This is a genomic window from Brevundimonas sp. (assembly GCF_035935935.1).
GTDB lineage: Bacteria > Pseudomonadota > Alphaproteobacteria > Caulobacterales > Caulobacteraceae > Brevundimonas.
Map to the genome: position 1 here is coordinate 210,373 of NZ_DASYWO010000002.1, position 16,152 is coordinate 226,524.

At 70.6% G+C, this 16,152-nt stretch carries 21 protein-coding genes; 6 read left to right on the forward strand and 15 right to left on the reverse strand.

What is annotated here, in order from left to right:
• Window positions 1-62: 62 nt before the first annotated feature.
• Together VGR32_RS01430 and purE are read right to left on the reverse strand one after the other, a co-directional pair.
• Window positions 63-1,142, reverse strand: coding sequence for a 5-(carboxyamino)imidazole ribonucleotide synthase (locus VGR32_RS01430; RefSeq protein ID WP_327447295.1), 1,080 nt, complete (start codon window positions 1,140-1,142; stop codon window positions 63-65).
• Entirely contained in the window at window positions 1,143-1,631 is a 489-nt protein-coding gene (gene purE / locus VGR32_RS01435; RefSeq protein ID WP_327447297.1) for a 5-(carboxyamino)imidazole ribonucleotide mutase, read from the reverse strand. It lies immediately after the preceding gene.
• Window positions 1,632-1,747: 116 nt separating this feature from the next.
• Here purE and VGR32_RS01440 point away from each other — a divergent pair, with 116 nt between their 5' ends.
• Window positions 1,748-2,326 carry a GGDEF domain-containing protein gene (locus VGR32_RS01440; RefSeq protein ID WP_327447299.1) on the forward strand — a complete coding sequence of 193 codons (579 nt, stop codon included), beginning with the start codon at window positions 1,748-1,750 and terminating at the stop codon, window positions 2,324-2,326.
• Here VGR32_RS01440 and VGR32_RS01445 read toward each other — a convergent pair.
• Genes VGR32_RS01445 through VGR32_RS01455 form a run of 3 tightly spaced genes read right to left on the reverse strand, consistent with a single transcriptional unit; the run spans window position 2,323 to window position 3,644 of the window.
• On the reverse strand, window positions 2,323-2,544 hold the full coding sequence (locus tag VGR32_RS01445) for a YdcH family protein (RefSeq protein ID WP_327447301.1): 222 nt from the start codon (window positions 2,542-2,544) through the stop codon (window positions 2,323-2,325). The two genes, VGR32_RS01440 and VGR32_RS01445, sit on opposite strands and share 4 nt — an antisense overlap.
• Before the next feature lie 27 nt (window positions 2,545-2,571).
• Window positions 2,572-3,045, reverse strand: a complete 474-nt coding sequence (locus VGR32_RS01450; RefSeq protein WP_327447303.1) for a TIGR02444 family protein — start codon at window positions 3,043-3,045, stop codon at window positions 2,572-2,574.
• The gene (locus VGR32_RS01455; protein ID WP_327447305.1) at window positions 3,042-3,644 is read right to left on the reverse strand and encodes a UbiX family flavin prenyltransferase; all 603 of its coding nucleotides are present in this window, start codon (window positions 3,642-3,644) and stop codon (window positions 3,042-3,044) included. The genes VGR32_RS01450 and VGR32_RS01455 overlap by 4 nt, the downstream gene beginning before the upstream one ends.
• 118 nt (window positions 3,645-3,762) lie before the next feature.
• Between VGR32_RS01455 and VGR32_RS01460 the strand changes: the two genes are divergently transcribed.
• On the forward strand, window positions 3,763-3,933 hold the full coding sequence (locus VGR32_RS01460) for a YdcH family protein (protein WP_327447307.1): 171 nt from the start codon (window positions 3,763-3,765) through the stop codon (window positions 3,931-3,933).
• Between the two features lie 66 nt (window positions 3,934-3,999).
• Here VGR32_RS01460 and VGR32_RS01465 read toward each other — a convergent pair whose 3' ends face one another.
• Window positions 4,000-4,674, reverse strand: a complete 675-nt coding sequence (locus tag VGR32_RS01465; protein WP_327447309.1) for a DUF1013 domain-containing protein — start codon at window positions 4,672-4,674, stop codon at window positions 4,000-4,002.
• Window positions 4,675-4,905: 231 nt separating this feature from the next.
• Between VGR32_RS01465 and VGR32_RS01470 the strand changes: the two genes are divergently transcribed.
• Window positions 4,906-5,523 carry a beta/gamma crystallin-related protein gene (locus VGR32_RS01470; protein WP_327447311.1) on the forward strand — a complete coding sequence of 206 codons (618 nt, stop codon included), beginning with the start codon at window positions 4,906-4,908 and terminating at the stop codon, window positions 5,521-5,523.
• Between the two features lie 3 nt (window positions 5,524-5,526).
• Here VGR32_RS01470 and VGR32_RS01475 read toward each other — a convergent pair whose 3' ends face one another.
• Window positions 5,527-6,498: an NAD(P)H-quinone oxidoreductase gene (locus VGR32_RS01475; RefSeq protein ID WP_327447313.1), complete on the reverse strand. Its 972-nt coding sequence runs from the start codon at window positions 6,496-6,498 to the stop codon at window positions 5,527-5,529.
• A gap of 75 nt (window positions 6,499-6,573) precedes the next feature.
• On the opposite strand from VGR32_RS01475, the gene VGR32_RS01480 reads away from it, so the two are divergent.
• Entirely contained in the window at window positions 6,574-6,777 is a 204-nt protein-coding gene (locus VGR32_RS01480; RefSeq protein WP_327447315.1) for a DUF1192 domain-containing protein, read from the forward strand.
• 100 nt (window positions 6,778-6,877) lie between these two features.
• Window positions 6,878-7,393, forward strand: coding sequence for a DUF1465 family protein (locus VGR32_RS01485; protein ID WP_327447317.1), 516 nt, complete (start codon window positions 6,878-6,880; stop codon window positions 7,391-7,393).
• Between the two features lie 3 nt (window positions 7,394-7,396).
• Here VGR32_RS01485 and VGR32_RS01490 read toward each other — a convergent pair whose 3' ends face one another.
• A complete protein-coding gene (locus VGR32_RS01490) occupies window positions 7,397-8,956 on the reverse strand; it encodes a L,D-transpeptidase family protein (protein WP_327447319.1) in 1,560 nt (519 codons plus the stop codon).
• Window positions 8,957-9,135: 179 nt separating this feature from the next.
• Complete coding sequence (gene rpmE, locus VGR32_RS01495; RefSeq protein ID WP_327447321.1) at window positions 9,136-9,360, reverse strand: 50S ribosomal protein L31; 225 nt, start codon at window positions 9,358-9,360, stop codon at window positions 9,136-9,138.
• A gap of 135 nt (window positions 9,361-9,495) precedes the next feature.
• On the opposite strand from rpmE, the gene VGR32_RS01500 reads away from it, so the two are divergent.
• On the forward strand, window positions 9,496-11,340 hold the full coding sequence (locus VGR32_RS01500) for an ABC transporter transmembrane domain-containing protein (protein WP_327447323.1): 1,845 nt from the start codon (window positions 9,496-9,498) through the stop codon (window positions 11,338-11,340).
• Between the two features lie 6 nt (window positions 11,341-11,346).
• On the opposite strand, the gene VGR32_RS01505 is transcribed toward VGR32_RS01500, so the two are convergent.
• The 6 genes from VGR32_RS01505 to VGR32_RS01530 all read right to left on the reverse strand — a co-directional run bounded on the left by VGR32_RS01505 (window position 11,347) and on the right by VGR32_RS01530 (window position 16,096).
• A complete protein-coding gene (locus tag VGR32_RS01505; protein WP_327447325.1) occupies window positions 11,347-12,153 on the reverse strand; it encodes an inositol monophosphatase family protein in 807 nt (268 codons plus the stop codon).
• A gap of 92 nt (window positions 12,154-12,245) precedes the next feature.
• A complete protein-coding gene (gene efp / locus VGR32_RS01510; protein WP_125257577.1) occupies window positions 12,246-12,815 on the reverse strand; it encodes an elongation factor P in 570 nt (189 codons plus the stop codon).
• A 90-nt stretch (window positions 12,816-12,905) separates the two neighbouring features.
• Window positions 12,906-13,445: a TspO protein gene (locus VGR32_RS01515; protein WP_327447329.1), complete on the reverse strand. Its 540-nt coding sequence runs from the start codon at window positions 13,443-13,445 to the stop codon at window positions 12,906-12,908.
• A 56-nt stretch (window positions 13,446-13,501) separates the two neighbouring features.
• Window positions 13,502-13,672 (reverse strand): hypothetical protein, encoded by a 171-nt coding sequence (locus tag VGR32_RS01520; protein WP_327447331.1) that lies wholly within the window; start codon window positions 13,670-13,672, stop codon window positions 13,502-13,504.
• The gene (gene cydB, locus VGR32_RS01525; RefSeq protein WP_327447333.1) at window positions 13,650-14,681 is read right to left on the reverse strand and encodes a cytochrome d ubiquinol oxidase subunit II; all 1,032 of its coding nucleotides are present in this window, start codon (window positions 14,679-14,681) and stop codon (window positions 13,650-13,652) included. The genes VGR32_RS01520 and cydB overlap by 23 nt, the downstream gene beginning before the upstream one ends.
• The gene (locus VGR32_RS01530; RefSeq protein WP_327447335.1) at window positions 14,678-16,096 is read right to left on the reverse strand and encodes a cytochrome ubiquinol oxidase subunit I; all 1,419 of its coding nucleotides are present in this window, start codon (window positions 16,094-16,096) and stop codon (window positions 14,678-14,680) included. The genes cydB and VGR32_RS01530 overlap by 4 nt, the downstream gene beginning before the upstream one ends.
• Between the last annotated feature and the right edge of the window lie 56 nt (window positions 16,097-16,152).

The following is a 16,152-nucleotide window of genomic DNA, read 5'->3' on the forward strand; positions in this document are numbered from 1 at the left end:
CGTTGAGATCAGTGTGCGCCGGATTTCGCGGCGCGCAAGATGCCGTCGGGGAAGGCCGGGCTTCAGTGTTGCAGCGGACGCACGCGGTTGACGTGCCCCATCTTGCGACCCGGCCGCGCCGGGGCCTTGCCGTACAGGTGGATGCGCACGTCGCTCTTGCCGGACAGGGCCGCCCAGCGGTCCACCTCGTCGCCCAGAAGGTTGGTCATCTCGACGCTCGCATGCGCGGCGGTGGGACCCAGCGGCCAGCCCATGACCGCCCGCACGTGCTGCTCGAACTGGTCACAGGCGCAGCCGTCCTGGGTCCAGTGCCCGGTGTTGTGCACACGCGGCGCGATCTCGTTGACCAGCAGCCGGCCTTCGCCGAGGTCGAACAGTTCGATGCCGACGACGCCGACGTATTCCAGACCGTTCAGAACGGCCTTGGCGATCCGGCGCGCCGCCTTGTCGATGCGGGCGTCGACGACGGCCGGCGCCAGGGTCGTGCGCAGAACGCCGCCGGCGTGGCGGTTCTCGCCCAGCGGATAGACGGCGACCGCGCCATCGCGTCCGCGCGCGGCGATGATCGACAGCTCGCGCAGGAACGGCGCCCGCGCCTCGAGGATGCAGGGGCGGCCGCCCAGCGCGTCCCACGCCGCCGTGGCGCCCTTGGCCGCCTTGATCCAGACCTGCCCCTTGCCGTCGTAGCCCTCGCGCCGTGTCTTCAGCAGCGACGGCGTGCCCAGCTTCTCGAGGCCGCGGTGAAGGTCCTCAAGCGTGGCCACGGCGTGAAAGGCCACGGTCGTGGCCCCGACGCCGTTCAGGAACGTCTTCTCCTCCAGCCGGTCCTGGGCCACCGCCAGAGCCATGGGACCGGGGGCGACCCGCGCACCGCCCGCGCGAATGCGGTCGACGGAGGCCGCCGGCACGTTCTCGAATTCGAACGTCACCGCGTCGCAGACCTTGCCCATGACGTCGAGCGCGTTGGGGTCGTCGTACGGGGCGACGATCTGGCCGCGCGACACCCGCCCCGCCGGACTGTTCTCCTCCGGATCGAGGATGACGACGTCGAAGCCCAGCCGGTTCGCGGCCTGCGACAGCATGCGGCCCAGCTGTCCGCCGCCGAGAATGCCGAGGGTCGAACCGGGAGCGAGGCGCGTCACTCAGTCCTCGACCGTCTCGTGAACGGCCTCGGTCTGGGCCTCCCGGAACGCACCCAGGCGCCCGGCCAGTTCCGCGTCGTTCAGCGCCAGTATCTGCGCCGCCAGAATGCCCGCGTTCGTCGCGCCGGCCTCGCCGATTGCGACGGTCGCCACGGGCACGCCGCCGGGCATCTGGACGATCGACAGAAGGGAGTCGAGCCCGCTCAGCGCCTTCGACTGCACCGGCACGCCGATGACGGGCAGCGGGGTCATGGACGCCACCATGCCCGGCAGGTGCGCCGCGCCCCCCGCGCCGGCGATCACGACCCTGAAGCCTTCCCCTGCCGCGCCGCGCGCGAAGCTCACCAGTCGGTCGGGCGTGCGATGGGCGGACACGACGCGCGCGATCCAGGCGACGCCGAGACGGTCTAGGGCGTCGGCGGCGCGCTTCATGGTGGGCCAGTCCGAGCGGCTGCCCATGACGATGGCCACCTGAGCCGCTGCGGTCATGCGGAGCCCCCCTCGGAAAGCGCGGGGTTTACGGCCTTCGCGTTGCGCCCGCAACCGGGGCGGATAGGATCGGGGGGACGCCGCCCTGCTGAGTCGCGGCCTTCCCCGAGTGCGCCGTGTCCCTGTCCGCCGCCCAAGTCCGGTCCGACGCCGACCTGCTGGCCGAAGTCGAGCGCCTGCGCGCCGAGGTGGCCGAGCTGAGGGCCCGCGCCGAGGCGGCCGAGGCGGCCGCCGACCACGACGTGCTGACGCCGACCCTGAACCGCCGCGGCTTCGTCGAGACGCTGAACCGGGCCATGGCCTATTGCCGCCGGCATCAGACGCCCGCCTGCCTGCTGTATCTGGATCTCGACGGCTTCAAGTCGGTCAATGACGGTCTGGGTCACGCGGCGGGCGACGCTGCGCTGGTCCGGGTGGCGGAGCTGTTGGTCGCAAACCTCCGCGAATCGGATGCCGTCGGCCGCTTGGGCGGCGACGAGTTCGGACTGCTGATGCTGAACGCGGGTCTGGAAGAGGGGCGGGAGAAGGCGCGCCGGCTGGCCGAGGCGCTGACCGCCGAGGATTTCCGCTGGGAGGGCGAGCGCGCCGCGCTGGGCGGCTCGTTCGGCGTCCGCGCCTTCGTCGATCAGCCGGATCCCGAGATCTGGCTTGCCGAGGCCGACGCGGCGATGTGGGTCCGCAAACGCGGCCGCTAGGCGATGATGTCCGGCAGGATCCGCGCCTCGATCTTCACGATCTCGTCGCGCAGGGTCAGCTTCTTTCGCTTCAGACGCGCGATCATCAGCTGGTCCGGAATCGGCAGGCGACCGAGCGCATCGATGGAGGCGTCGAGGTCGGCATGCTCCTGCTGCAGCTCGGCCAGACGCTTGCGCAGCGCCAGTTCGACTTCGTCGGGAACCTGTTCGTCGTTCATGGGCCTCATCCGCGCGGCGCGCTTATGTCACGCGATGAGACGTTCGGCCAGACGGGCCAGCGCCGGCCGGGGCAGGGGGCCTCCCCACTGCCGGGACAGCCGCGCCAGGTCGGGCAAGGGGTCACGCACGGCTCCAGCCGGACCCGCCAGGCCGGCCAGCGCCTCCAGCAGCCGACGCTCCGCCTCCAGCTCCACCGCCTTCACCTGACGGCGCACCTCCTCGCGGGCGCCGGCGTCCATGTCGATCAGCGGCGCCTTCAGCGCCCGGCGGACGGCCCGCAGCGGCCCTACCGCCTTCTCGTCCCACACCCGGGCCACATCGCACGCGGCGTCCACGGCCTCGTCGTCCAGCCTCCGGCCCGTCAGCGCGCACCACGCGCCGAACAGCAGCAGGGGCACGTTCTGCTCGTCCCTGTCCTGAAGCGACAGGCAGGTCTCGGACACGCCGCCCCGCCCATAGGCGTCGACCGCCCAGGCCCACAACGCTGCGGCGTCGCTCATTCCGGACGCACCCCGGACCAGCGCCGCGTCGCCGACCAGTCCAGCCCCAGCGCGTCCAGCGCGCGCCCGACGGACTGGTCGACCATCTCCTCCAGCGAGCCCGGGCGCGCGTAGAAGGCGGGCATGGGCGGCGCGATGACGGCGCCCATTTCGGCCAGCGCCGTCATCGTGCGCAGGTGGCCGAGGTGCAGCGGCGTCTCCCGCACCATGAGGACCAGGGGACGCCGCTCCTTCAGCGTCACGTCCGCCGCCCGCGTCAGCAGGCTCGAGGTCACGCCGGTGGCGATCTCGCTCATCGTCCGGACCGAACAGGGCGCCACGATCATGCCCAGCGTGCGGAAGGAGCCTGAGGCGATCGACGCCCCGACGTCGGCGAGGCGATGCGTCACGTCGGCCCGTGCCGACAGATCGTCGGCCGACAGTTCCGTCTCCTGCGACAGGGTCAGCAGGGCCGCCCTGGTGGCCACCAGATGGGTCTCGACGCCCAGTTCGCGCAGGGCGTCCAGCGCGCGCACGCCGCAGATCACGCCAGACGCGCCGGAAATCCCCACGACCACGCGCGGCCGGTCCGATACGGTCAAGTTCACATCATCGGCCATTTTCGCATCCAGGCTGCACAGGAGCGTCGCGCTTGGCGAGCGTCACCGGAATGTGATTCCACAGGTCGTCAATAGCGAGGCTCACTGCTCTTGTCCCTAAGACATGGAGGCGCAAGCCATGACCATCGAGGCTCGTATTCGCGAACTGGGAAACCGCCACCGCTCGCTCGAATCGGAGATTGAGCGTCAGACCGGACGACCTTCCGCGGACTCGTTGCACTTGAAGGCGCTGAAGCTTCAGAAGCTCAGGCTGAAGGACCAGATCAACGCGCTGCAGGACGCGCGCTAGGTCCTCTCCATCGAAATTCAGATCGACGTGGCGGCCCCGGGGACACCCGGGGCCGTCTTCGTTTGATCAGTCCCGCGTGCCGAAGACCGACTCGGCGGTGGGCTCGGCGCCGGGGCGCTGGCGCTCTTCCGGCACGAATTCCGGCTCGGCCGGCGTCTCCTCGGCCTGACCGGCCGCGGCCAGGGTGGCGCCGCCCGACTTCGCGTCGTCGCGGGCCTTCTTCTCGGCCGCCTTGCGGACCAGGTCGTCCAGCGCGAGCTGGCCGACCAGACCCAGCGTCACCGGATCGACCGGCTTGATGTTGGCCGTGTTCCAGTGCGTGCGGTTGCGCACGCTCTCGATCGTGGCCTTGGTGGTGCCCAGCATCTTGGCGATCTGGGCGTCGGTGACCTCCGGGTGGTTCTTCACGAACCACATGATGGCGTCCGGACGGTCCTGCCGGCGCGACACCGGCGTGTACTTCGGCGCCGGCTTGGCCGACTTCAGCAGTTCGGCGTGGCGGCTGACGACCGCCTTCATGCGATAGGAGTCGTCGGTCTGGGCCTTGTCCAGCTCCTCGCGGGTCAGCTGGCCGTTGACGAGCGGATCGGCGCCGCGGATGTCGCGCGCCACGTCGCCGTCGGCGATGCCGCGCACCTCCAGCGGATGCAGGCCGCAGAAGTCCGCGATCTGCTCGAAGGTCAGCGAAGTGTTCTCGACCAGCCAGACCGCGGTGGCCTTGGGCATGAGGATGTCGGTCATGACGGTTCCTTGGCAGGCGGCCGCAGGCGGTGCGGCGCGCCGGAAATGACGGCGCCCGACCTTTCGGCCGGGCGCGGAATGAAATCCCTATAGGTCGGTTCGTTCAAAAAGGGAACGGAGTCCGCGCCTGACCGAACGGCGCCGCTTTCGTACAGCCAAGGTTCATCCTCGACGATGAACAACGGTCGTCAGGACGCGTTTTGCGTCGAAGCGTTTCTCGAGGAGGGAACCATGCCGATCGTCGAACTGGCCGCAGCGGCCGTGCTCAGCCTGTCCGCCCAGGATCCGGCCTACGCCCAGGACCCCGGCGCCCAACGCGCCGCCCCGCGCGGCAGCTACCGGGACAGCTGTCAGGAAGAGTACGTCAACCGGGGGCGGCTGTACGCCGACTGCCGCGACCGTCAGGGACGCCTGCGAGGGACCTCCATCGAGCTGGCCCAGTGCGGCCCCTACAACATCGCCAACGACGACGGCCGGCTGGTCTGCGGTCCGCACCGCGGGCAATACGAGGATCGCCCGGGCCGCCCGGGCGGCGGCTGGGGCGACGACCGTCCCGGCGGCGGCTGGGGCCAGGGCGGCCGCGGCTCGGCGGTGATCTACACCGACGCCACCTTCCGCGGCGCGTCCCAGCGGGTCGACGGCGAGGTGCCGAACCTGGCCAACACCGGCTTCAACGACCGCATCAGCTCCATGCAGCTGCGCGGTCAGTGGGAGGTCTGCACCGACGCCTGGTTCCGCGGCTACTGCGAGACCTTCGACGGCGACCTGCGCAACCTGTCGAGCACGGTCTTCAACGACCGCATCTCGTCGATGCGCCCGGTCCGCCGCGGCGGCGGGGGCCGCTGGTAGGCCTCAGACCGTCAGCACGATCTTGCCGACGTGGACGCCCGCCTCCAGCCGGAGGTGGGCGTCGCTCGCCCGGTCCAGCGGAAAGGTCGCGTCGATCGGCGGCCGGACCTGACCGCCCGCGACCCAGGGCCAGACCACGCGCTCAACGTCGGCGATCAGCCTCGCCTTCTCGTCCGCGGGGCGCGACCTCAGGGTCGACCCCGTCAGCACCTGCCGCTTCAGCATCAGCCGCATCAGGTCGACTTCGGCCAGGGGCCCTGTCTGCGTGCCGATCACGACCCATCGTCCGAAGGCGTTGAGCGCCGTCTGGTTGATCGCGGCATAGGCCGCGCCGACCATGTCCAGGATGACGTCCGCGCCGCCCGCCTCCCGCACCGCTGCGGCCAGATCGAAGGTCGTCGCGTCCAGACTGACGTCGGCGCCCAGCTTCGCCGCCGCACGCGCCTTGTCCGCGCCGCGCGACGTGGCGACGACCCGGGCGCCGTGCGCCTTCGCCATCTGGATGGCCGTCACGCCGATGCCGCTGGTCGCGCCGTGGACCAGCAGGGTTTCGCCGGGTCTGAGCGCGCCCGCCTCGAACACGTTGGCCCAGACGGTCACGACGGTCTCCGGCAGGGCGGCGGCCTGCACGGCCTCCATGCCGGCCGGAACGGGCAAGGCGTGCCGCCCGTCCGTCACGGCCATCTCGGCATAACCGCCCCCGCCCAGCAGGGCGCAGACGCGGTCTCCCACCTTCCACCGGACCGTGTCTTCCCCAAGAGCGACGACGGTTCCCGCCACTTCCAGGCCAGGGGTGGGGCTGGCGCCCGGGGGCGGGGGATACAGTCCTGCGCGCTGCAGAAGGTCCGGCCGGTTCACGCCGGCGGCCTCGACCCGGATCAGGATCTGGCCGGGCGCGGGCACGGGGTCCGCGACCTCGACCGGCCGCAGGGCCTCCGCCGGCCCCGACCCGCCCTCGATCCCGATCGCCCGCATCCGGTCCTCGCTTGCCAAGCGCCGCGCCCGCGCGCTTCATAGAGGGCTGCGCCGATCGCCGCCATGGAGGCCGTCATGTCGTTCGAGGATCTGGAGCCCCAGCGCGTGCGCGGACCCTTGGCCGAGCTGGCGCGCGAGGACCTCGACCTGCGCTCCGTGGAGGATTGTGAGGAGCGCATCGCGGCGCTGGAGGCCGAGATCGCCCGCACGCGCGCCGCCATGACGAAGAAGGCGGACCAGAAGTCGGCGGCCGACGCCTTGTTCAACTTCGGACGGTGACGCGGGTGCCCGGCGCTGGCATGACCGTTGCACACGACGGGGCCGTGGGCCCCGTTCGTCCGCGCGTGCCGAGAGTTCCCGTATGCTGTCGATGGATTCCATGATTGACGACGCCGGTCCCGACGTCGCCTCCGGTCGGCCGCGCGCGGTCGTGGTGCGCGAGTTCGCCGCCTCCGAACTGTTCGAGCGCACCTTCCGGGAGGGCATGGAACTGGTCGAGGAGGTCGCCGCCTATCTGGACGGCGACGGGCGTCGCGAGTCCAAATTGCTGAGCCGCGCCGCGGCGCTGGCCTACGCCTCCGAAAGCATGTCGCTGACGACCCGGCTGATGCAGATGGCGTCGTGGCTGCTGGTCCAGCGCGCGGTGCGCGAGGGCGACATGACGGCCGACGCCGCCTGCGACGCCCGCTACCGCCTCGCCTCTTTGCGCCTGCGCACGGAGCCGACGCATCCGGACCTGCCGATCGCCCTGATCGAGCACGTGGTCAGCGCCGAACGTTTGTACGAGCGCGCCCTGCATCTGGACCGCCGCATGTACGTCGACGTCGAGGCAGAGGCGCCGGTCAATCCGGTGCTGAGCCAGATGGAGCGTCTGGCCGCCGCCTTTCGGAACTGATCCCTATGGCCCGACGTCGTTGGCGTCGGCCTGACCGTCGATGACCGGGGCCGGCAGGTTGACCGCGATGCCTAGGGCATCGGCCAGCTTGTCGTCGCGCTTGTAGACGTCTTCGCGGAACGCGACCCGGCCCTGACCGTCGACGAAGGCCGTCCAGTACAGCAGGCGCACGCCGATCTCGCGGCCGGTGGTGACGCGCGTCGTGCGGCGGCTGTCCTGCGCCGTGTCGAACTCGCCCAGCTTGGCGGGGTCCGGCGACAGCAGCAGGCGGGCGAAGTCGACGGCGTTCTGCACCCGCACGCAGCCGTGCGAGCGATGGCGATAGGCGTTGTTGAACGCGGCCTTCGACGGCGTGTCGTGCAGGAAGATGGCGTAGCTGTCCTGCAGCTCGAACTTCACGTAGCCCAGCGCCGAGCGCGGCCCGGCGCGCTGAATGACCGTGCCGTTCTGCACGTACATGTCGTTGGCGGCCAGGTAGCCGGGGCCCTTGGGCAGAATCTCGTTCCGCGCGATGCCGGCCGGCACGTACCAGGGCGGATTGGCGACCACCGAGGCGAACGGGCGCTCCAGGCTGGGCGTCTGGTTGGCCGGAGTGCCGACGACGACGCGGTTGGAATGGACCGGGCGGCCGTCCTTCCAGTAGACCATGATGGCCGCGGCGGTGTTCACCTCGATCCGCTCGTCGGGCACGTCGCGCGCCAGCCAGCGGCGGCGTTCCAGGTTCAGCGCGATCTGCCGGGCGCGGTTCTCGGCCGTGGCCGACAGCGAGCGCTGGGTGCCCGAGCCGATGCGGCCGTCGCCCAGCAGGCCGTGCCGCACCTGGAAGCCGCGCACGGCCTCCTGCAGCTCGGGGCCGTAGACGACGCCCTGGGCCTTCAGGCGGCCGCCGTCCGCGGCCGAAAGGTCGCCCTCGGCCACCAGACGGTCGATCAGCACGGGGATGCGGGCGTCGCTCTGGCCCGGCTCGATGTTGGCGCCCGGACGGAACGCCGGCCAGCCGCCGCCGTCGCGGATCAGACGCCGGTAGCGGACGTAGCCGGCCGACAGGTTGGCATAGCCGATGTCGGTCGGCGCCAGCCCCTCGGCCCAGTCCAGCAGGGCGTTGCGGGCCAGGGCGTCGTGCAGGCCGGCCGGCAGGTCGACGCGGTTCTTGCGCATCTCCCACAGGTCCTCGACCGTCTCGGGACGGATGCGGCCCTCGGACAGCACGCGGCAATAGGACAGCAGGGCCGCCGTGGTCAGCATCTCGGACCGCGCGCGGTCCGCCGCCAGGGTCTGGAAATCGAAATGGTCGCTCTCGGCCAGACCGTGGCGCTCGGCGCGCGCGGCCACGGCGCGCAGCTGCTGCAGCCGCGGCGCGGTCCAGACGGGGGTCCATCCGTTCTTCTCGTAGAAGGCGCGGACATCGGGCTGAAGCGCCGCCGGCAGACGCGCCAGCTGATCGTTGAAGGTGTTGTAGAATTGGACCGCGTCGGGGTCCCTCGACTGGCTCCAGGCCGGGGCTGCGCCCGCGCCCGTCATCGCCGCCGCGGCGACGCCGAAACCCAATTCGCGACGATTCATGTCCAGTCCGTCTCACGATGCGGGCGACGTGAAGGGCCGCCCGACGCCCCATATGTGGGAAACGTCGGCAAGCTTATCGACGTTCCGGTCGAATCGAAAGCGCCGGCCCCATGGGACCGGCGCTCCGGCGACGCGATGTCGCGATCTTGTGTCCCGGCGCACACGCGCCGGAGACGGGCTCACTTCTTGATGAAGCCGCCGAACTTGTTGTTGAACTTCGACACGCGGCCGGCGCGGTCCATCAGGTGGGCGTTGCCGCCGGTCCAGGCCGGGTGCGTCAGCGGATCGATGTCGAGGTTCAGGGTCGCGCCTTCCTTCTGGTAGGTCGAGCGCGTCTGATAGGTGCTGCCGTCCGTCATCGTCACGGTGATGAAGTGGTAGTCGGGGTGGGTGTCGGCCTTCATGGCGATGATCCGGTCCAGAAACGCGCGGTGACGATGCCGACCGTCGGTGCGCTGAAATGACGTAAGCCGCAGGACGGGCCTGCGGCGAGCGCGGGCGTTTACACCGGAGACGGTTCCGGGGCAAGAGGCGCGGCCATGACCGACGCCTCCGCCTCCGCCTCGTCCACCGCCGTCGGCCGCCCCGGCGCGGGGGCCCAGCTGAGCGAGCGGATGTCCGAGGCCGGCGACCGCCGCGAACGCAGCCGCAACGTCCGGCCGCTGGCCCGGCTGCTGCCCTATGCGGCCGCGCACGCCGGCCATGCGGGTATGGCGGCCCTGTGGCTGATCCTGTCCACGGCCGCCTCGCTGGGCCTGACGGTGACCGCCCGCGGCGCCATCGACAACGGCTTCCTCAGCGGCGGAGCGGGCCTGAACTTCTGGTTTGGCCTGCTGGGCCTGAACGCCCTCTTCCTGGGACTGGCGACGGCCTTCCGCTACTACTTCGTCACGCGCACGGGCGAGCGCATCGTCGCCGACCTGCGCGAGGGCCTGTTCCGCCGCGTGCTGACGCTGGACCCCGGCTTCTACGTCAGGATGCGGACCGGAGAGGTTCTGTCCCGCCTGACGACCGACATCGCCCTGGTCGAGACGCTGCTGACCACCTCGGTCTCCTATGCCCTGCGCAATCTGCTGACCCTGGTCGGCGCGATCATCCTGCTGTTCTTCGTCTCGCCCAAGCTGACCGGTCTGGTCGTGCTGGTCGTGCCGGTGCTGATCGTGCCCCTGTTCCTGTTCGGACGGGTCGTGCGCCGCCTGACGGTGAAGACCCAGGACGCCTTCGCCGAAGCGGTCGCTTCGGCGGGAGAGAGCGTGGACGGCGTCGAGACCGTGCAGGCCTTCGGCCGCGAGGCCACAGCGATCGGCCGGTTCGAGTCGGCGGTCGAGGCGTCCTTCGCCACCTCGATCAAGCGCATGCGGGCCCGCGCCGTCATGACCGCCCTGATCATCGGCGTGATGTTCGGCGGCGTGACGCTGGTGTTGTGGCTTGGAGCCCAGGACGTCGTGGCCGGACGCATGAGCCCGGGCGCCCTGCTGCAGTTCGTGCTGCTGTCCACCTTCGCCGGCGGCGCCGTGGGCGCCCTGGGCGAAAGCTGGGGCGACGTGCAGAAGGCCGCCGGGGCCATGGAGCGGATCGACGAGCTGATGCGGGCTGAACCCCTGATCGCCCCCCCCGTCAAGCCGCGCGCCCTGCCTGAGCCGCCGCGCGGCGAGGTGTCGATGTCCGGCGTCGACTTCGCCTATCCGGGCCGCCCCGACCTTCCCGCGCTGGACGGCTTCTCCCTGACCGTCCGTCCCGGCGAGACCGTCGCCCTCGTGGGCCCGTCGGGTGCGGGGAAGTCGACCGTCTTCCGGCTGCTGCTGCGCTTCTACGATCCGCAGGCGGGCGTCGTGTCCGTCGACGGCGTCGACGTACGGCAGGCCGATCCCGGACAGGTGCGCGGCCGTTTCGCGTGGGTGTCGCAGGAGGCGCCCCTGTTCTCCGGCTCGGCGGCGGAGAACGTCCGCTTCGGCCGCGAGACCGCGACGGACGAGGAGCTGCGCGACGCCGCCGACCGCGCGCAGGCCCGCGGCTTCATCGAGGCCCTGCCGCAGGGCTTCGACACGCCGCTGGGCGAACGCGGCAAAACCCTGTCGGGCGGCCAGCGCCAGCGTCTGGCCATCGCCCGTGCCCTGATCCGGCACGCGCCCATCCTGCTCCTGGACGAGGCGACCAGCGCGCTGGATTCCGAGAACGAGCATCTGGTGCAGGCCGCTCTGGATCAGGCGATGGAGGAGCGCACCACCCTGGTCATCGCCCACCGGCTTGCCACGGTGCTGCGCGCCGACCGCATCGTCGTCATCGACGGCGGCCGGGTGGTGGAGGAGGGCACGCACCATGATCTGGTCGCGCGCGGCGGCCTGTACGCCCGTCTGGCCGAGCTTCAGTTCAGGGGCGAGTGAGCGGCCTCAGGCCGACTGCAGCACCTTGCGCAGGTTGGACTGCATGTCGGGACCGCCGGCCACGATCTGCCGGCCGTTCAGCGGGTCGCCGTCCTGGTCGACGGTGGTGACCACGCCGCCGGCCTCGGTGATCAGCAGCACGCCGGCCGCCACGTCCCAGACGTTCAGGCCGCGCTCGTAGAAGGCGTCGTAACGTCCGGCCGCCGTCCAGGCCAGGTCCAGCGAGGCGGCGCCCAGACGCCGGATGCCGGCCACGCGCTGGCCGACGCCGTGCAGATCCTTGATCGCCTGCGCATGACCGGGGCGGCCGAGGAAGGGCAGGCCCGTCGAGATCAGCCCGTCGGCCAGATCCTTGCGTCCCGACACCCGGATCCGCGCGTCGTTCAGGTGCGCGCCCTTGCCCTTTTCGGCCCAGAACATCTCGTTCTGCACGGGGTTGTAGGTCACCCCCGCCACGATCTCGTTGCGGCCGTCGTGATCCGTGCGCTGCAGGGCCACGGTGATGGCGAACTGCGGCATGGCGTGCATGAAATTGGTCGTGCCGTCGATCGGGTCGACGATCCAGGTGTGGGTCTTGTCCGTTCCCTCGATCATGCCGCGCTCCTCGCCCAGGAAGCCGTAGCCGGGGCGGGCCTTGGTCAGCAGTTCGAAAAGGGTCTGCTCGGCCTTGACGTCGGCGGCGGTGACGAAGTCGGCCGGGCCCTTGCGGGACACCTGCAGCTGGGCGACCTCGCCGAAGTCGCGCAGCATCGGGCGGGCGGTCTTGCGGACCGCGTCCATCATGACTTGCAGCAGGGCGGAGGCGAGGGCCATGGGGATCTCCTGGTCCGCATGACCTGAAAGGCGCCGTGCCCGGTCATGCGGAGAAGTTCAAACGCTGACGGCGCCGTTCGGAGCCGCGAAACTCAGTCCGCGCGGCGCACGTATTCGCCGGTCGTCGTGTCGACGACGATGCGCTCGCCGGCCGACATGTAGGGCGGGATCATGATGCGCACGCCGTTGTCGGCGATGGCGGGCTTGTAGGAGGAAGAGGCCGTCTGGCCCTTCACCGTCGGTTCGGTCTCGGCGACGGTCAGGGTGACCTGCTCGGGCAGCTCCAGACCGATCGGACGCTCCTCGTGCATTTCGATCACGACCTTCATGCCTTCCTGCAGATAGGGGATGCGCTCCTCGCCCACCCAGTCCTTCTGCAGTTCGATCTGCTCGTAGGTGGCGTCGTCCATGAACACCAGGCTGTCGCCGCCGTCGTACAGGTAGGAGAAGTCCTTCTGCTCCAGCGTGACGCGTTCGACCTTGTCTTCCGACCGGAAGCGCTCGTTCAGCTTGTTGCCGGTCTCGAGGTTCTTGGCCTCGACGTTGGCGAAGGCGCCGCCCTTGCCCGGTTTGACGTGGCTGGCCTTGGTCACGACCCACAGGCCGCCGTTGTGCTGAAGCACCATGCCCGGCTTGATGGTGTTGCCGTTGATCTTGGCCATAGGGATTCGCTGTCTGAGAGGCGCGGCCGACGCGGCGCGCGGAACGGGCGCAGTCCCTAGACGACGGCGGGCGCCGCGGCAAGCCGACGGTCAGTGGACGGTCGCCCGCTCCTCGACCCGGTTGGCGATCCGCGTGGTGACGCCGAAGGGCGCGGCCAGCTTGCCGGCGCCGACGTCCACGCGCCGGGCCTCATGGGCGAAGGCGGCGGCCAGCCCGGCCGACGTCATGGCCGCGGCGATCTGGCCGAAGCGGCTGGACGGCCGGAAGGCCAGAAGCGCCGCATTGGCCGCCTGCGCCACCGCCCACAACGACAGGGCCGTCGTCCGCTCCTTCCGCGACGGGGCGTTCCAGACGCGCAGGGCCGACAGCGTCGTCGCCGAGAACACGGCGGGGATCAGAAGGCCCAGTGACCCGCGCGGCCGCTCGGTCACGGGACCTTCATGGTGCGCCGCCTGCGCCCGACTGCGCCGTCTCGGCTCGACCACGCCCTTGGCCAGCGCGGCCGACGCCAGGGCGAACCCGACCGTCAGCGCCAGCCCCAGCGCCACGTGGTGGGCCGGGCGGTCGCCCGCGTTCAGGAAATCCGCCGCGCCGTCCAGCGCCTGGTCCAGGGTGTCTTCGACGCTCATGCGGGCCTCCTCCGGCGAACGGAGGGAAAAGTCCGGGCACGGCGATCCGGTTCCGCTCAGCCGGCGCCCATGAAAGGCAGGGCGCGCAGGGCATAGGCGACCGCCGCCACCGCCGCCGCCGACGCCAGCGACAGGCCCGCGAACCACGCCAGCCGCCGGGCCAGCGGCGCCTTGGGCGCGCCCGGCTCCGCCGGCGGGTCCGGCCTAATGATAGCCCGTCTCGGCATCGACCTTGCCTCTGAAGACCCAGTACACCCACGCCGTGTAGGCGAGGATCATGGGAACGATCACGACCGCCCCGACCAGCATCAGCCCCAGGGCGTTGTCCGGCGCCGCGCCCTGCCGAAAATCGATGGCATACGGCACGACGTAGGGCACGAAGCCGACCGCCAGGCCCAGATAGCCCGACAGGAAGATCATCAGCGCCCCGACGAACGGCCGCACGTGCGAGCCCCGCCTCAGGCCGACCGCCACCAGCCCCAGGCCGGCGAGGCCCAAGGCGGGAATGGCCAGGCGCGGCGCCAGCATGTCCCACCGGATCTGGAACTCCGACATGTCGACGCCCCAGCGCATCCCCACCCGATGATGGACCAGCAGGGTGGCCACGCTGACCGCGACCAGCAGGACCGCGACGGCGACGGCCGACCAGCGCGTCCACGTCCGGGCGTCGCCGTGCAGATCATCCTTCGTCTTCAGCATCAGCCAGCTGGCGCCCAGCAGGGCATAGCCGGCCGTCAGGCCGCACGCGACCAGCAGGGCATAGGGGGTCAGCCAGTCGAACTGGCCGCCCCCGAACCGGTCGTCGGCGACCGTCACGCCCTGGATGAAGCCGCCCAGGATCAGCCCCTGCGCGAAGGTGGTCAGGATCGACCCTCCGGAGAACATCCGGGTCCAGAACGCCCGCCCGCGCGCCCGCGCCCTGAACCGGAACTCGAACGCCACGCCCCTCAGGATCAGCCCGCCCAGCATCAGCAGCACCGGCAGGTACAGCGCCGGCATCAGCACGGAGTAGGCGAGGGGAAAGGCCGCCAGCAGTCCGCCTCCGCCGAGGACCAGCCAGGTCTCGTTGCCGTCCCACACCGGCGCGACGGTGTTCATCATGACGTCCCGGTCCTCCTTCGAGCGGGCGAAGGGGAACAGGATGCCTATGCCCAGGTCGAAGCCGTCCAGCAGCACATACAGCAGCACCGCGGCCGCCAGCAGCCCCGCCCAGATCAACGGAAGGTCCAGCGTCATGACGGGTCTCCCGGCGGATCTTCGGGCGCCTTGGCCAGCGGCGTCCCCGGCGCGCGGTCCTGCCGCGGGGCCGGTGCGACGATCGCCGCCACCGGGCCTTCCTTCATGAGCCGCAGTATGAACAGCGCGCCCGCCGTGAAGACGACGGCGTAGACCAGCACATAGGCCGTCAGCGACGTCGCCACCTGACTGGCCAGCACCGGCGACACCGCGTCGGCGGTCCGCAGCACGCCGTAGACGACCCAAGGCTGGCGCCCCACCTCCGTCACCATCCAGCCGGCCAGCACCGCCACGAAGCCCGCGGGGCCCATGGCGACGGCGAAGCGCAGGAAGGCGCCGCTGTCGAACACCTTGCGGCGCAGCGTCAGCCATGCGCCCCACGCCCCCAGGGCGATCATCAGCAGGCCCAGGCCCACCATGATGCGGAACCCGAAGAACGGGATGACGGGCGGCGGCTGATCGGCGACCGGAAAGGCGTCCAGTCCGGTGATCGCCTCGTCGCGCGGCACGTTCTGGACGACGTTGCCCAGACCGGGGATCGCCACCTCGAAACGGTTGTCCTGGATGCGGCGGTCGGGCACGCCGAACACGATCAGCGGCTGATCCGGCCGCGTCTCCCAATAGCCTTCGATCGCCGCCAGCTTGGACGGCTGATGGTGATGCGCCACCTCGCCCGACCAGTGGCCGACCACCAGTTGCAGGGGCGCGACGACGGCCACCAGACCGATGGCCATGACCAGTGCGACCCGGCTCTCCACGACCCCGGGGTGCTGCGGGTCACGACGCGCCTTCAACAGATGCCAGGCCGACACCGCGCCGACCACCAGCGCCGTGGTCAGGAAGGCCGCCAGCAGCATGTGCGCCAGCCGCGACGGGAAGCTGGGATTGAAGATGACCTGCAGGAAGTCGGTGGCGACGAACGTTCCGTCGGCCAGGATTTCGAACCCGGCGGGCGTCTGCATCCAGCTGTTGGCCGACAGGATCCAGAAGGCGGAGATGGTGGTCCCCACGGCGACCAGCACGGTCGACAGGAAATGCAGCCGATTGCCCACCCGGCTCCAGCCGAACAGCATGACGCCGAGGAACGAGGCCTCCAGAAAGAAGGCCGTCAACACCTCATAGGCCAGCAACGGGCCGATGACGCCGCCCGTCAGGCGGATGAACTCCGACCAGTTGGTGCCGAACTGGTAGCTCATCACCACCCCCGACACGACGCCCATGCCGAAACTGATGGCGAAGATCTTGATCCAGAACAGGTACAGGACCTTGAAGGCGTCCCGCCTGGTCCACAGCCACAGGCCTTCCAGCACCGCCAGAAAGCTGGCCAGACCGATGGTGAAGGCCGGGAACAGGATGTGGAAGGCGATCGTGAAGGCGAACTGCATCCGCGACAGCAGCAGGGCGTCGAAGTCCATCGGCCGGCCTCAAATATTCATCGGTCGGTGAATACGCCTGACCGGACCGGAGCAGC

What these genes read in the sequence shown, in the direction of transcription:
- purE (WP_327447297.1), bottom strand. Translation starts at nt 1,631, where the DNA reads ATGACCGCAGCGGCTCAGGTGGCCATCGTCATGGGCAGCCGCTCGGAC.
- VGR32_RS01445 (WP_327447301.1), bottom strand. Translation starts at nt 2,544, where the DNA reads ATGAACGACGAACAGGTTCCCGACGAAGTCGAACTGGCGCTGCGCAAG.
- VGR32_RS01450 (WP_327447303.1), bottom strand. Translation starts at nt 3,045, where the DNA reads ATGAGCGACGCCGCAGCGTTGTGGGCCTGGGCGGTCGACGCCTATGGG.
- VGR32_RS01455 (WP_327447305.1), bottom strand. Translation starts at nt 3,644, where the DNA reads ATGGCCGATGATGTGAACTTGACCGTATCGGACCGGCCGCGCGTGGTC.
- VGR32_RS01460 (WP_327447307.1), top strand. Translation starts at nt 3,763, where the DNA reads ATGACCATCGAGGCTCGTATTCGCGAACTGGGAAACCGCCACCGCTCG.
- VGR32_RS01465 (WP_327447309.1), bottom strand. Translation starts at nt 4,674, where the DNA reads ATGACCGACATCCTCATGCCCAAGGCCACCGCGGTCTGGCTGGTCGAG.
- VGR32_RS01470 (WP_327447311.1), top strand. Translation starts at nt 4,906, where the DNA reads ATGCCGATCGTCGAACTGGCCGCAGCGGCCGTGCTCAGCCTGTCCGCC.
- VGR32_RS01475 (WP_327447313.1), bottom strand. Translation starts at nt 6,498, where the DNA reads ATGCGGGCGATCGGGATCGAGGGCGGGTCGGGGCCGGCGGAGGCCCTG.
- VGR32_RS01480 (WP_327447315.1), top strand. Translation starts at nt 6,574, where the DNA reads ATGTCGTTCGAGGATCTGGAGCCCCAGCGCGTGCGCGGACCCTTGGCC.
- VGR32_RS01485 (WP_327447317.1), top strand. Translation starts at nt 6,878, where the DNA reads ATGATTGACGACGCCGGTCCCGACGTCGCCTCCGGTCGGCCGCGCGCG.
- VGR32_RS01490 (WP_327447319.1), bottom strand. Translation starts at nt 8,956, where the DNA reads ATGAATCGTCGCGAATTGGGTTTCGGCGTCGCCGCGGCGGCGATGACG.
- rpmE (WP_327447321.1), bottom strand. Translation starts at nt 9,360, where the DNA reads ATGAAGGCCGACACCCACCCCGACTACCACTTCATCACCGTGACGATG.
- VGR32_RS01500 (WP_327447323.1), top strand. Translation starts at nt 9,496, where the DNA reads ATGACCGACGCCTCCGCCTCCGCCTCGTCCACCGCCGTCGGCCGCCCC.
- VGR32_RS01505 (WP_327447325.1), bottom strand. Translation starts at nt 12,153, where the DNA reads ATGGCCCTCGCCTCCGCCCTGCTGCAAGTCATGATGGACGCGGTCCGC.
- efp (WP_125257577.1), bottom strand. Translation starts at nt 12,815, where the DNA reads ATGGCCAAGATCAACGGCAACACCATCAAGCCGGGCATGGTGCTTCAG.
- VGR32_RS01515 (WP_327447329.1), bottom strand. Translation starts at nt 13,445, where the DNA reads ATGAGCGTCGAAGACACCCTGGACCAGGCGCTGGACGGCGCGGCGGAT.
- VGR32_RS01520 (WP_327447331.1), bottom strand. Translation starts at nt 13,672, where the DNA reads ATGCCGAGACGGGCTATCATTAGGCCGGACCCGCCGGCGGAGCCGGGC.
- cydB (WP_327447333.1), bottom strand. Translation starts at nt 14,681, where the DNA reads ATGACGCTGGACCTTCCGTTGATCTGGGCGGGGCTGCTGGCGGCCGCG.
- VGR32_RS01530 (WP_327447335.1), bottom strand. Translation starts at nt 16,096, where the DNA reads ATGGACTTCGACGCCCTGCTGCTGTCGCGGATGCAGTTCGCCTTCACG.